General features: G+C 63.7%; 13 protein-coding genes. 6 read left to right on the top strand and 7 right to left on the bottom strand.

Annotation, left to right across the window (positions count from 1 at the left end; translation table 11 throughout):
* Positions 1 to 96 precede the first annotated feature (96 nt).
* Positions 97 to 1296 (top strand): OpgC domain-containing protein, encoded by a 1200-nt coding sequence (opgC, locus tag EN869_RS19225; protein ID WP_127227501.1) that lies wholly within the window; start codon positions 97 to 99, stop codon positions 1294 to 1296.
* A gap of 107 nt (positions 1297 to 1403) precedes the next feature.
* Here opgC and EN869_RS19220 read toward each other — a convergent pair whose 3' ends face one another.
* Positions 1404 to 2483, bottom strand: a complete 1080-nt coding sequence (locus tag EN869_RS19220; protein WP_127227502.1) for a LacI family DNA-binding transcriptional regulator — start codon at positions 2481 to 2483, stop codon at positions 1404 to 1406.
* A 173-nt stretch (positions 2484 to 2656) separates the two neighbouring features.
* Here EN869_RS19220 and EN869_RS34455 point away from each other — a divergent pair, with 173 nt between their 5' ends.
* Entirely contained in the window at positions 2657 to 2800 is a 144-nt protein-coding gene (locus tag EN869_RS34455; RefSeq protein WP_167498584.1) for a hypothetical protein, read from the top strand.
* 188 nt (positions 2801 to 2988) lie between these two features.
* Here the strand turns inward: EN869_RS34455 and EN869_RS19215 are convergent, their stop codons facing one another.
* Together EN869_RS19215 and EN869_RS19210 are read right to left on the bottom strand one after the other, a co-directional pair.
* Entirely contained in the window at positions 2989 to 3360 is a 372-nt protein-coding gene (locus EN869_RS19215) for a DUF423 domain-containing protein (protein WP_127227503.1), read from the bottom strand.
* A 31-nt stretch (positions 3361 to 3391) separates the two neighbouring features.
* Positions 3392 to 4639 carry an MFS transporter gene (locus tag EN869_RS19210; RefSeq protein WP_127227504.1) on the bottom strand — a complete coding sequence of 416 codons (1248 nt, stop codon included), beginning with the start codon at positions 4637 to 4639 and terminating at the stop codon, positions 3392 to 3394.
* A gap of 116 nt (positions 4640 to 4755) precedes the next feature.
* Here EN869_RS19210 and EN869_RS19205 point away from each other — a divergent pair, with 116 nt between their 5' ends.
* Entirely contained in the window at positions 4756 to 5418 is a 663-nt protein-coding gene (locus EN869_RS19205; RefSeq protein WP_127227505.1) for a GntR family transcriptional regulator, read from the top strand.
* A 115-nt stretch (positions 5419 to 5533) separates the two neighbouring features.
* Complete coding sequence (locus EN869_RS19200) at positions 5534 to 6505, top strand: glycosyl transferase family 90 (protein ID WP_127227506.1); 972 nt, start codon at positions 5534 to 5536, stop codon at positions 6503 to 6505.
* 79 nt (positions 6506 to 6584) lie between these two features.
* Here EN869_RS19200 and EN869_RS19195 read toward each other — a convergent pair whose 3' ends face one another.
* The gene (locus EN869_RS19195) at positions 6585 to 7628 is read right to left on the bottom strand and encodes an aldo/keto reductase (RefSeq protein WP_127227507.1); all 1044 of its coding nucleotides are present in this window, start codon (positions 7626 to 7628) and stop codon (positions 6585 to 6587) included.
* A 262-nt stretch (positions 7629 to 7890) separates the two neighbouring features.
* Here EN869_RS19195 and ppk2 point away from each other — a divergent pair, with 262 nt between their 5' ends.
* Positions 7891 to 8811, top strand: coding sequence for a polyphosphate kinase 2 (gene ppk2, locus EN869_RS19190; protein ID WP_127227508.1), 921 nt, complete (start codon positions 7891 to 7893; stop codon positions 8809 to 8811).
* A gap of 203 nt (positions 8812 to 9014) precedes the next feature.
* Here ppk2 and EN869_RS19185 read toward each other — a convergent pair whose 3' ends face one another.
* Positions 9015 to 9659 carry a dihydrofolate reductase family protein gene (locus EN869_RS19185; protein WP_127227509.1) on the bottom strand — a complete coding sequence of 215 codons (645 nt, stop codon included), beginning with the start codon at positions 9657 to 9659 and terminating at the stop codon, positions 9015 to 9017.
* Between the two features lie 174 nt (positions 9660 to 9833).
* Positions 9834 to 11042 carry a polyhydroxyalkanoate depolymerase gene (gene phaZ / locus EN869_RS19180; RefSeq protein WP_127227510.1) on the bottom strand — a complete coding sequence of 403 codons (1209 nt, stop codon included), beginning with the start codon at positions 11040 to 11042 and terminating at the stop codon, positions 9834 to 9836.
* A 108-nt stretch (positions 11043 to 11150) separates the two neighbouring features.
* On the opposite strand from phaZ, the gene EN869_RS19175 reads away from it, so the two are divergent.
* Entirely contained in the window at positions 11151 to 11849 is a 699-nt protein-coding gene (locus tag EN869_RS19175) for a glutathione S-transferase (RefSeq protein ID WP_127227511.1), read from the top strand.
* Between the two features lie 161 nt (positions 11850 to 12010).
* On the opposite strand, the gene hemB is transcribed toward EN869_RS19175, so the two are convergent.
* Positions 12011 to 13042 (bottom strand): porphobilinogen synthase, encoded by a 1032-nt coding sequence (gene hemB / locus EN869_RS19170; RefSeq protein WP_127227512.1) that lies wholly within the window; start codon positions 13040 to 13042, stop codon positions 12011 to 12013.
* Positions 13043 to 13094: the final 52 nt, after the last annotated feature.

Here is a 13094-nt window from a genome sequence, read left to right as displayed (position 1 = left end):
CTTCGCCGATACACTCCCCCGTGGGAGGAATCGAAGCGGTGCGCCCCGGGGGTCGCATTGCTGGGTATGAACAACCAGCTTTGAGGCCTTTTGTCGATGACCACCCCTGTTTCTAACGATCGCGGTATGCGTATCGGAGAGCGCGATACGCGCATCGACGTGCTGCGCGCGCTCGCGCTGCTCACCATTTTCGTCGACCACGTGCCGGGCACCGTCTTCGAGAACTGGACCTACAAGAATTTCGGCTTCTCCGACGCGGCCGAAGCCTTCGTGCTGATTTCCGGCATCTCGGTGGCGCTGGCCTACGGCACGAAGTTCAAGCCGGGCGGCCGACTGCTCGCGACCTTGAAGATGTGGCGGCGCGCCGGCGTGCTCTATATTTCTCACATCGTCATCACGATGGTGGTGATCGCGCTGTTTTGCGCCGTCGCGGTGTTCGCGCACCGTCCGGAAATGCTGACGATGATCAACATCGAGCCCCTGATGAAGAACACGCCGCAGGTGCTGCTCGGCATCGTCACGCTCGGCCATCAGCTCGGCTACAACAACATCCTGCCGGTCTATGCGGCGCTGCTTCTGGCAGCGCCCGCTTTCGTGGTGTTCGTCAGCTATCGGCCGGTGCCAGCGCTGATCGTGTCCGGCCTGCTGTGGCTCGTCGCCGGCATCTGGCAGATCGCGCCGCCGAACTATCCCGAGCCCGGGCTCTGGTTCCTCAATCCGCTGTCCTGGCAGTTCCTGTTCAACATCGGCCTTGCCGCCATGCTGCATGTGAAGCGGGGCGGGCGGATTCCGGTCAATCGCTGGCTGCTGGGCGCCGCCGGCATCTATGTCGTCGGCGCGGCGATCTGGGTGCACAGCCCGCTCTGGGGCCAGATCACCTGGTTCAACCTGCCAGTGGTGATCGGCGGCTTCGACAAGACCTTCCTGTCGCTGCCACGGCTCTTGCACATCCTTTCGGTCAGCTATCTGATCGTCGCGCTGCCGGCTGTCTCGAATATCTTCCGCGTCCGGCCCGACAATCCGCTGGCGATCCTGGGCAAGCGCTCGCTGCCGGTGTTCATCGCCGGCACGCTGCTGGCCATGGCGGCGCAGGTGCTCAAGCTGAACAACCCGGGCGGCCCGGCCTATGACACGCTGCTGATCTCAGCCGGCATTGCCATGCAGCTCGCGCTCGCGCTCTATCTCGAATGGCTCGCCGGCCTCGGCCCGTCGTCTCGCGCCAAGCCGATGCGCGAGGAGCTGGCGCGCCCGTCGTTCGGCGCGCGGCCGGCGCCGGCGAGGGCGGGTGGATACTGAGTTCGCTTAGAGGAATCCCAGGAAAAGTGTCGCCGGATTTCCGTCCGGAATTGCGTAAAAACAAAGAGTTAGAGCATTCCGCTGTTTCCGCGAAACGATGACACGCTCTAGCCTTTGCGGGCCGGGCCGGTCGAGGCTCTGACGATCAGCTCGACGCCCATCGTCTCGCGCCGCACCGCGCCGTCATGGTCGAGGATCATGCGCGCCGCGCGGCGGCCGATCTCGGTGATCGGCTGGGCGATCGTGGTCAGCGGCGGCGTGCACAGCGCGCCGTCCGGCACGCCGTCGAAGCCGACGATCGAGACATCGCCGGGAACGCTGAGCCCCCGCGCTTTCAGCCAGTCGATGGCGATGAGCGCCATGCGGTCCGACATCGCCAGGATGGCGGTCGGCGCCTCGCCCCTGGCGAAGATCGCCTCGAGGCCGGCTCGGGTGCTTCTTTCCTCGTTCTCGGTCTCATAGACCGGGATTTTCGTCGTATCGACGCCGAAGCGTGAGAGCTCCTCGAAATAGCCGGCGAGGCGGTCGCGCGTTCCGGTGTAGAGCGCGCCGCGCACGATGTCCGGCGTGGCAAAGCCGGTGCGGTTGTCGGCAAAGGCCAGCGATAGCACCGCGAAGCGGCGATGGCCGAGTTCGGCCAGATGGCGCGCCGCGAGCCGCGCGCCGGCGACATTGTCGACGCCGATGGCCGAGACGGTCTCGTCCTGGAAGCCGAGCTCGAGCGCAACGAAGGGCAGCCTGCGCTCGCGCGTCAGGTCGACAAGGCGCGAGCCGCCTTCGATGCAGAACAGGATGAAGCCGTCGACAAGCGCGCTCTGGATGTTCCAGGCAAGCTTTTCCTGGTTGGCGGCCGATACCAGCGCGATGCCCGCGCCGGTGGCGTCGCAGGCTTCGGAAATGCCGGCCATCATGACGCGCGCAAACGGGTCGTCGAAAAAGTAGGAGAGGGGCTCGGTGGTGGCAACGCCGATGGCGTTGACCCTGCCGGCGCGCAGCAGGCGGCCTTTCGGATCCGGGCCGGCATAGCCCATCTGCTCAGCCACCGCCTTGACCCGCTCGCGAACTTCGGCGCGCACGATCTCGGGCCGGCTGAAGACATTCGAGGCCGTGCCATGCGAGACGCCCGCGGCCTTGGCGATGTCGGCCAGCCGGATGGGTCTTGCCTTGCCTTCGAGGAGTGATGCCATGTCGTTCCTCCGAATCCGATCACGCGACCATGACCGCTGAATTGCTGCTGGTCATCTAACATTTTTGTTGGATCGATTCAAATTTCCGCTTGACTTAAAGTGCATAAAGCCTATGTTTTGAATCGATCCAAGCCTGCGCTTCATGGTGAAGCGGCTTTCAGCAGGAGGGTGCCATGCATCCGGTGAGCTATCTGTTCGAGGACATCTACCGAAACGATTGGGGCATCGCCTCGGTCACCGTCAGCGAGAATCGCCGCGGAAGATTTGGTCCCTGGAAGCGCGAGCCGCGCTTCTTCGTGGAGCGCAAGCGCGGCTGAGCGACGGCCATTTTTGACACACTTTATTGGATCGATTCAATTCTCAGGAGGCGATTATGCATCCGATTGGTCATCTGTTTCAAGACATCTATCGCAACTATTGGGGCATCACGCCCGGGAGAGAGCAGCCTGAACGACGCCGTGAGCCGCCTATGCGCACGCGTAAGCGGCGAGCTAGCCGAAAATAATTAGGACCGAGCTTGCCAGAACGCCGAGACGGCGATCGCCACCCAGCCGGCGATCAAAAGGGTGCCGCCGATCGGCGCGGACATTGGGAACAGCCGCGAGCCGAGAAAGTCGCGGGCGAGCAGGTCGCCGCAGAACAGCAGCAGGCCGGCGAGCAGCACCAGGCTGGAGATCCTGATGCAACGGTTGCCGCCGGCAAGGCCAATGACCAGGAACACCGGCGCATGCATCAGCAGGAAATTGGCCGCCGTGCCGGTGAAGGCGCCGCCGCGATGCGCCGCCGCTGCCGACAGCGCCACGCCCGCCGCGCCCGCAAGTCCGCCGGCCAGCACAAGCAGACGGCCGCCATTCGTGGGCATCCCTGAAAGGCTCATGGTCACTCCGTCGGCCAGGAAAGCGAACCCGTCAGGATTCGCTGGCTTCGAGCAGCATATGCCGCGTCCTGCGCGACTGGACAATCCAGTTGTAGGTAGCACCGAGTGCCATCAGCGCCGACGTGCCCAGGAACACGGAGCGCATGCCGAAATGCCCGCCGACGAAGCCGCCCGACAGCGGCCCCGCGACCTGGCCGACATATTGCGCCGAGATAGCCAGTCCAAGCACATTGCCGCCAATGCCGTCCGGGATGTTGTGGCGGATGACGCTGGTGATGCAGGGCAACAGGCCTCCCAGCGAAAGCCCCATCAGGAAGCGCAGGCCGATCAATTGCCAGCCATTGGTGACGAAGGCCTGCGGGATGAGCAGCAGCGCCGAGGCGGCCAGCGCGCCGACCACGACGTTCCAGTGCCCGACGCGGTCGGCGAGTTTTCCCAACCAGGACGAGGACAGGATGGTGCCGAGCGCCGCCGCCGACATGACGACGCCGGCGACCATGGTCACCTTACCCTGGTCCTCGATGAGCTGCTGCACATAGACCGTGATGATCGGTTCGATCGACATGTTGGCGAAGGCGAGCAGCATGCCGGTGGCCAGCATGGCGATGATCGGCCGTTTGTCAGGGATCTGCGACCAGCCGCTTTGGGTCTTCGCCATCGAACCGGGCTTGGGCGCCGGCGGGTTCTCCTTGATCAGGAAAGTCGTCGCCAGGAACGCCAGGAAGATGACGGCGCCCGAAAGCAGGAAGGTCGCGCGGATGCCGATCAGCGGCGGCAGCAGACCGCCGAGCAGCGGTCCGACGAGCGAGCCCGCCGTGATGCCCGCCGCCAGCACGCCCAGCGCCCAGCCCGAACGCCCCTTCGGCGTCTGCATCGCCACCAGGATCGTGGAACCCGACGAATAGCCGCCAGCAAAGCCGATCAGCATCCGAAGCAGCACCAGTTGCCAGACGCTCTGCACCATGCCGGTCAGTGACATGCAGATCGCCATGCCGAACGAAGCGCGCACCAGCATCAGCTTGCGGCCGTAGCGGTCGCCCAGCCGTCCCCATAGTGGCGCCACTAGCGCCGCGGCAAAGAAGGTCGCGCCATAGGCGATGCCCGACCATTGCACGATCGCCGCATGGCCCTCCGCGCCGAGCTGCTCAACGTAAAGCGGCAGGAACGGAAGAAGCAGCGTCATGGCGATCAGCGTGCTGAACGAGCCGGCGAAGCAGACGGCGAGGTTGCGCCGCCAATGGATGTTGTAGCCACCTTGTTCGGAAGATTTCTCGTCCATGCCTTGCCTGCCGGTAATCCGGATTGTCGTGGATACCGTTTTGGTATACCAAGCTGGTATCCGTCATGAACCTCATGCTTGCCGCTGTCAATGCGGCTTTAAAAAGCGGGACGCCGATGTCGCAGATGCAGAATGTCGAAAGGCAGCTTCGCGAAATGATTCTCGGGCTGGAGATCGGCCCGGGCGAGCGGCTGACCGAGCGCTGGATCGAAAGCCGGTTCGGCGCGTCGCGCACACCGGTGCGGGCCGCATTGCTGCGCCTGGAGACGGAGGGACTGATCGGCCGCGACGGGCGCGGCTGGACGGTGGCGCCGATCAATCTTGCCGAACTCGGGCAGATCGCCGTCTACCGCGAGGCGGTCGAGGTCGCGGCGGTTCGCCTGACGGCGGCGCTCGAGGATCGTGGCGGGGTCGACGTGATCGCGGCGATGCTCGACTCCTGCGATGCCGAGACCCCGCGCGAGGAGTGGCATCGCGTCGGCATGGATTTCCACATCGAACTGGCGAGGCTTTCCGGCAACGAGTTCCTGCTCAGGGCCGTTCGCGACGCTATGACCAGGCTGTCGCGGGCGCGCTGGCTGGAGGTGCGCGATGAAAAGGCGCTCGGCCGCGCCTGGGCCGAGCATCATGCCATCCTCGCCGCCGCCAGGGCTGGTGATGCCGACGAAGCGGCGCGCCTGCTTTCCGCTCACATAGCCGGCAGTCGCGATCGGCTGGTCACTTCGCTCCATGACGACCGGCGCGGCTTGCGTGCCAGAGGCTTCGCTGTCGTCGAGTAAGTTGTCGTGTGATCAATCGCATTAGCAGGCTTGCAACATGGCCGGGAGAATGCTGTAGGAGACAAGGGGGATGAAGGCCGACTACCATTGATCATCTTGCTGAACTCGCGGACGCATGGCCACACTCTCTCGAACCGCCGCAAAGCTGTTCTACTACGCACGCAATTTCGCGCGTGACCGCGCACCGCAGTCCCTGTTCCGCGACCGCTTGGCCAGCCGGCTCGAGCAGGCCAGGTTCTCGGGCAAGGCGGTTCGCGAGCGATTGAACTACTACAACAAGCTGGAACACCCGTTCGTGCCCAGTCCGGACGCCAAAGCCGTCGGCAAGCTGCCGACCTCGTCCAGCATGTACTATTACGATCTCAAGGAATTCGCCCGCTACTTCGATCCCGGCCTGCTGATCGATTTCGAATTCGGTGACGTCGTCGGCGTTCCGGAGGTCCCGAGGATCGTCAAGGACCGGCCCATCGGCGACGACAACGCCAATGGCGTGCTGATGAAGCTGAACAAGTTCCGCCACTTCTACATGCCGCCCGACAGCCTGCCTTTCGCCGCCAAGCGCCCGATGGTGGTCTGGCGCGGCCACCTCAACAATCCTATCCGCACCCGCTTCGTGGAAAAGGCAGCCAACCTGCCGATCTGCGACGCGGGTTCCCACAGGGCAGATGCGCCTGACGGATATCGCAAGCCCTTCCTGAATATCGAGGAGCAGCGGCGCTATCGTTATATCGTCTCACTCGAAGGCAACGACGTCGCGACGAACCTCAAATGGATCATGAGCTCCAATTCGCTCTGCCTGATGCCGGAGCCGACCTATGAAACCTGGTTTGCCGAGGCCCAGGTCGAGCCCAATGTCCATTATGTGCCGCTTGAGCAGGATTTCTCGGACCTGGTCGAGAAGGTGGCTTATTTCGAAATGCATCCCGCCGAAGCGGCGCGGATAACCGCGGCCGCCAATGCCTATTGCCGCAGATTCGGAAATGAACAGGACGAGCAGGCGATCTCGCTGCTCGTCCTCTATAAATATTTCGTGCTGAGCGGGCAGATTAAGCCTGACGCGGAAGTCTGGCGGTTTATCGCCGAATAGTGTGAGCGGTTACCGTCCGGAATTGCGTGAAAACAAAGAGTTAGAGCGGTTCGCCGTTTACGTGAAACGGCGGAACGCTCTAAGCGTGGGAGCGGTCGAGCACCTTATCGGCCGGCCCGAAACGGTCCCTGGCGGTGAACTGCTGGTGCCAGTAGGGATAAAGCACCGGCGGCCGGCTGACCGCGTCGAGGCGCTGCCGTTCTTCCTCGCCGAGCGAAAGGCTGGCCGCGGCGAGGTTGTCCTTGAGTTGCGCCTCGTTGCGGGCGCCGATCACCAGCGAGCTTACGGCCGGACGGCCGAGCAGCCAAGCAAGCGCCACCTGTGCGCCAGAGACACCGCGCGCCTTGCCGATTTCGTTGAGCACGTCGACGATGCGCCACAGGCGGTCCTCGTCGCGGATCGGCGGCTCCTTCCAGCCGCCAAGCTGGCGCGCGGTCGGGCTGTCGCGACGATATTTGCCGGAGAGCAGGCCGCCGGCTAGCGGGCTCCAGACCAGCACGCCGAGGCCCTGGTCGACCGAGATCGGCAGCAATTCGTATTCTGCCTCGCGCGCTTCCAGCGTGTAGTGGATCTGCTGGGTGACTAAGCGGGCCTGATGGCGGCTGTCGCTGACGGCAAGAGCCTTCATCACCTGCCAGCCGGACCAGTTGGAGCAGCCGATGTAACGGATCTTGCCCTGGTTGACCAAGGTGTCGAGCGCCGCGACCGTCTCCTCGACGGGGGTTTGCCCATCCCACTCGTGGACGAAATAAACGTCGATGACGTCGGTCTTGAGCCGCTTCAGGCTTTTTTCGCATTCGCGGATCAGATGGTGGCGCGACAGGCCTTCGTCATTCGGGCCGCTGCCGATGCGCATGCGCGCCTTGGACGCGATCAGCACGTCGTTCTTGCGCTTGCCGCCGAGCGCCTCGCCGATGATCTCCTCCGACAGGCCGTTGGAATAGACGTTTGCCGTGTCGATGAGGTTGATGCCGGCATCGATGCAGGTGTCGATGATGCGTTTGGCTTCCGCAAGATCGGAATTGCCGACGGCGGCGAACGGACCGGCGCCGCCGAAGGTCATGGTGCCGAGCGTGAGCGTCGAAACCTTGAGGCCGGAACGGCCGAGGGTGCGGTATTCCATGTCTGATCCTCGCAATTTTGTTTGAAGGGGTGCCGCTGGGGGCGCCGGCAAAAAGGCGAGGGGATTTGTAGGACAAATCGGTCGGCCTGTCGCCCCGCTATCGATACGCGTCGATCACATATCGGCTGGTCCAGCATCGTTGAGCAGCGCTTGCAATAAAACCGTCACTGCGCCTCTGTATCTCAGTCGGCTTACGGAGTTGCGTTTGCGGTGCCGCCGGAACGCATCCGAGGCAAGGTGGCTGGCAGGCAGGAGCTGCGCGATGAACGAACTCAAACCGAATTCCGGAGCGAAGGACTGGCTCGAAGCCGAACTCGAGGACACGCTCGACGAAGATTATGAGCTGGAGCTTTCCGAGCCGGCGCTCTCGCTCGAGATCGCCAAGATCTACAAGAAGTCGCATCCGCCTTCGATAGAGCGGATGACCTATTTCCGCGAACTGCTCAGGCTGCAGTCCGAGCTGATCAAGCTGCAGTCCTGGGTTGCCTATCACAAGAAGAAGCTGGTGGTGATCTTCGAGGGCCGCGATTCCGCCGGCAAGGGCGGCGTCATCAAGCGCATCACCCAGCGCCTCAACCCGCGCATTGCCCGTGTCGTGGCGTTGCCGGCGCCGACCGAGCGCGAAAAGTCGCAATGGTATTTCCAGCGCTACGTGCCGCATCTCCCCGCGGGCGGCGAGATCGTGCTGTTCGACCGCTCCTGGTACAACCGCTCCGGCGTCGAGCGGGTGATGGGTTTTGCCGACCAGAATCAGGTCGAGGAGTTCTTCCACGACGTGCCGGAATTCGAACGCATGCTGGTCCGTTCCGGCATCACGCTGGTCAAATACTGGTTCTCGATCACCGACGAGGAACAGCAGATGCGCTTCCTGATGCGCATCCACGATCCGATGAAGCAGTGGAAGCTGTCGCCGATGGACCTGCAGTCGCGCGTGCGCTGGGAGCAATACACCAAGGCCAAGGAAGAGACTTTTGCCCGCACCAACATCAAGGAAGCGCCCTGGTTCATCGTCGAGGGCAACGACAAGAAGCGCGCGCGGCTGAACTGCATCGATCATCTCTTGCAGCAGATGCCGTATGAAGAGGTGCCGCACGAGGAGATCACGCTGCCGGAGCGCGTCTTCAACCCCTCCTACGAGCGCCAGGTGCTGCCGCGCGAGCTCTACGTGCCGCAGAAGTATTGAGGCGCTTTCCCTCTCCCCGTTCCACGGGGAGAAGGTGCCCGAAGGGCGGATGAGGGGCAGCGCCGGCGCGGGCGGTTGAGCGCCAATCCGCCGCGCAGGCCCAAACGCCCATCGGGTAGCTTGTCGCTAATCTCAACCGGCAGCGCTGCCCCTCATTGCCCTGCCGGGCATTTCTCCCCGTGAACGGGGAGAAAGAGCCGTAATTACACCCGTCCAACCATCACATGACACGCGTCGGCCGTCGCCACCTGGCCCGTGCAGCGGTATCCCAGCTTCAGCATGTCGAGGCCTGCAAAGAGGTGCTCGCCCGAGCCGAGCAGCAGCGGCGACACCACCAGATGCATCTCGTCGATCAAGCTTTCCTGCAGATACTGCCGTACCGTCGAAATGCCGCCTCCGACGCGCACATCCTTGCCGTCTGCCGCTGCTTTCGCCTGTTCGAGCGCTGAGCGGATGCCGTCGGTGACGAAGTAGAAAGTCGTCCCGCCTTCCATCTCGATCGGCGCGCGCTTGTGATGCGTCAAGATAAAGGTCGGCACGTGATAGGGTGGGTTAGGCCCCCACCAGCCTTTCCAGTTGTCGTCCGGCCACGGTCCGCGGCTCGGCGCGAACATATTGCGGCCGAGGATCCAGGCGCCGACATTCTCAAAACTACTCACGGCAAACTCATTATCGGTATCCGTCGTTCCGCCATCCTTGCCGATCATCTGGTGGAACGAGCGGGTTTTGATCATCCATTTGTGCAGGTTTTCGCCGCCCACGCCGAGCGGGTTGGCGAGGCTCTGGTCGGGGCCGGCGCCGTAACCGTCGAGCGACAAGGTGAAAGCATTGACACGCAGCCTGGACATCATTGGCCTCCTGACCCAGTTGTGATTTGCAAGCGGTCAACTGATAGCTTGACCGATTGCGAATTGCAAGCGGATGGGCGGCGGCGTCGCGCTCGGCGGCACGATCCCGGTCTATGGATTTGACTTGAGGAAGCGGCGGCAACGGCGCCGGTTCGCTCGTCCGCGCGCGTCTCGCTATTCCATCGCTAGGATGAGGTTGCGCACCACGGGATAGATTTCGCGTTCCCAGCGCTTGCCGTTGAAGACGCCGTAATGGCCGACATTGGCCTGCAGGTGATGACGCTTCAGATGTGGGCGCAGCGAGCGGCACAGATCATGCGCCGCCGAGGTCTGGCCCAGCGCGCATATGTCGTCGCGTCCGCCCTCGACGGTGAGCAGCGCCGTGTTGCGGATCGCGCCGGGATCGACCTTGCCGCCGCGGAAGGTGAACGCGCCTGTGGCAAGCTCCGCCTTCTGGAACACCCGGTCGATGGTCTCGAGATAGAATTCCTCGGTGAGGTCGAGCACCGCGAAATACTCGTCGTAGAAAGTCTTGATCTTCTCGGCTTCGGCGGTCTCGCCGGCCGCCAGATGCTCATGGAGCTTGCGATGCGCGGTGACGTGGCGGTCGCTGTTCATGGCCATGAAGGCGGCGAGTTGCAGGAAGCCCGGATACACCCGCCGCCCGCCGCCCAGGTGGCGGAAGGGCACATGAGAGATGACGTAGCTCTGGAACCAGGCCAGCGACTTGCTGACGGCGAATTCGTTGACCTCCGTCGGGCTTTCGCGCGGGTCGATCGGCCCCGCCATCAGCGTCATCGAGCGCGGCGTCGCCGGATGCCTGTCCTCGGACATGATGGCGACGGCGGCGAGCGCCTGGACGCAGGGCTGGCAGACCGCCAGGATATGCGCTCCCGGGCCGATCGCCTCCAGGAAACGGATGAGGTAGTCGACATAGTCGTCCACGCCGAAGCTGCCGGCCGAAAGCGGCACGTCGCGGGCATTGGCCCAGTCGGTGACATAGACCTCGTGGTCGGCCAGGAGCGTCTCCACCGTGCCGCGCAGCAGCGTCGAGAAATGTCCCGACAAGGGCGCGACCACCAAGACCTTCGGCTGGTGGGCGTCGATGTCCTTGGCAAAACGCAGCAGCTTGCCGAAGGGCAGGGCGAGCACCGTTTCGACGGCGACCGGCACCTCGCGGTTACCGACCCTGACGGTCCCGATGCCGAAATCCGGCCGCGTATGGGTGAGCCTGAAACGGGCGATCATCTCCAGCCCGGCCGCGATGCGCCGTTTGGCGGCGTCGCCCAGCGCCATCCCACCAGTCGCCGAGCCCATCAGTTCGGCAAGCATGCGCGCCGGGGCCATGAGGTCGTCCTGGAGCTGGTAGGCCTGGTAAAGCATTGCGCCTCGTTCCGCTGACAGCCCATCGTGCAGTGCAAAAAAGCTAGTGCAATTTATTTTGCATTGCGAGAGGATTGTTGCCGGCGAAAGGCTCGGGGGTTCCACGACATGGCCAAGACGGGGAAGGTGGTTGCGGCGAAGCCGGAAAGCGCGACTAAGGCGACGTTGACGATCTCGTCGAAGAACTACTCGTCCTGGTCTCTGCGCGGCTGGCTGCTGTGCCGCATGGCCGGTTTGGAGTTCGAGGAGAAGCGCGTCGACATCGATGATCCGGAGCAGCGGCAGGAATTGCTGCTCCTGTCGCCATCGGTGTTGGTGCCGCGGCTGACGCATGTCGGCGTCACCGTATGGGATACGCTGGCCATCGCCGAATATCTGGCTGAGACGATGCCGGCAGCCGGCCTGCTGCCGGCCGAGCGCGTGGCGCGCGCCCATTGCCGTGCGGTGTCGGGCGAAATGCATTCGGGCTTCCACAATCTGCGCTCGGCACTGCCGATGAACCTCAAGGCGAGGCACAAGAGCTTCAAGATCTTTTCCGGCGCGCGGCCGGATGTGGAGCGGATCAAGGCGATCTGGTCGGAATGCCTGGCGACCTATGGTGGACCGTGGCTGTTCGGGGCATGGCCCACCATGGCCGATGCCATGTATGCTCCGGTCAGCACCCGCTTCCGCACCTACGCAGTTGACCTCGAAGCGCCGCTCGCCGCCTTCTGCGAGACGGTCTTCGCCTGGCCGCTGATGCGGGAATGGACGCAAGGAGCGCTCGCCGAGCCAGAGGAGATCGTCGAGCTAGAGGTGGAATTCTGACGCCTGGTCAGCGGCGCCGCTTGCCGGTTCGGCAGCCTGGAGCGTTTCAGCGTTTCACGGAAATGGCGAACCGCTCTATCTCCTTGTTTTGATGCATTCCGGACGCAAGGCTGTGGCGAAGTCGCCGAGCCTAACCGCTCACCACTTTTCCTGGAATTGTCTTAGCCCCTCAGCATCTCCGCCACTGTCGGCGCGAAATAGGTCAGCACGCCGTCGCAGCCGGCGCGCTTCAGCGAAAGCAGCGATTCCAGCATCGCCTTTTCGCCGTCGATCCAGCCATTGGCGGCGGCTGCCTTGATCATCGAGTATTCGCCCGACACCTGATAGGCGAAGGTCGGCATCCGCAGCTCGTCCTTCAGCCGGCGGATGATGTCGAGATAGGGCAGGCCGGGCTTGACCATCAGCATGTCGGCGCCTTCGGCGAGGTCCTGCTCCGCCTCGCGCACCGCCTCGTCCGAATTGGCGTGGTCGATGTAGTAGGTCTTCTTGTCGCCCTTGAGCAGGCCGGCGGTGCCGACCGCCTCGCGGTACGGGCCATAGAAAGCCGAGGCGAACTTCGTCGCGTAGGACATGATCGCCACGTTCTGGAAGCCGTTGGCGTCGAGCGCGTCGCGGATGGCGCCGATGCGGCCGTCCATCATGTCGGACGGAGCGATGATGTCGGCGCCGGCCGCCGCCTGGATGACGGCCGCGGCGGCCACCTGTTCCACCGTCTCGTCATTGACGATGATGCCGTCGCGCAAAATGCCGTCATGGCCGTGGCTGGTGAACGGGTCGAGCGCGGCATCGGTGATGATGCCGATCTCCGGCACCGCGTCCTTGATGGCGCGCGTGGCGCGGTTGATGATGTTTTCCGGGTCGAGGATGTGCGAGCCGGTCTGGTCGCGCAGCGCAAGCTCGACATTGGGGAAGGTGGCGATCGCCGGAATGCCGAGCTTGGCCGCGCGCTCGGCTTCCTTGACCGCGAGATCGATGGTCAGGCGATAGACATCCGGCATGGCGGCGATCGGCTCGCGCGTGTTCTTGCCGTCGATGACGAAGATCGGCCAGATCAGGTCGTTCACCGAGAGCTGGTTCTCCTGCACAAGGCGACGCGACCAGTCGGCCTTGCGCATGCGCCTCAGCCGCCGGCTGCCGGTGATCTCGTCGACGCTGCGCGCGCCGGCAGGCTTTGCGGGGGTAAATTTGTTCATCGCCGAAACTCTCTTTTGCGCCCGGCTTTTACCACGCGTCTCAGCCGCTGAC

The sequence above is a fragment of the Mesorhizobium sp. M2D.F.Ca.ET.226.01.1.1 genome (assembly GCF_004022705.2).
GTDB lineage: Bacteria > Pseudomonadota > Alphaproteobacteria > Rhizobiales > Rhizobiaceae > Mesorhizobium.
The sequence above is the reverse complement of the archived record's forward strand: the minus strand, read 5'-3'. Positions and strand labels throughout refer to the sequence as shown.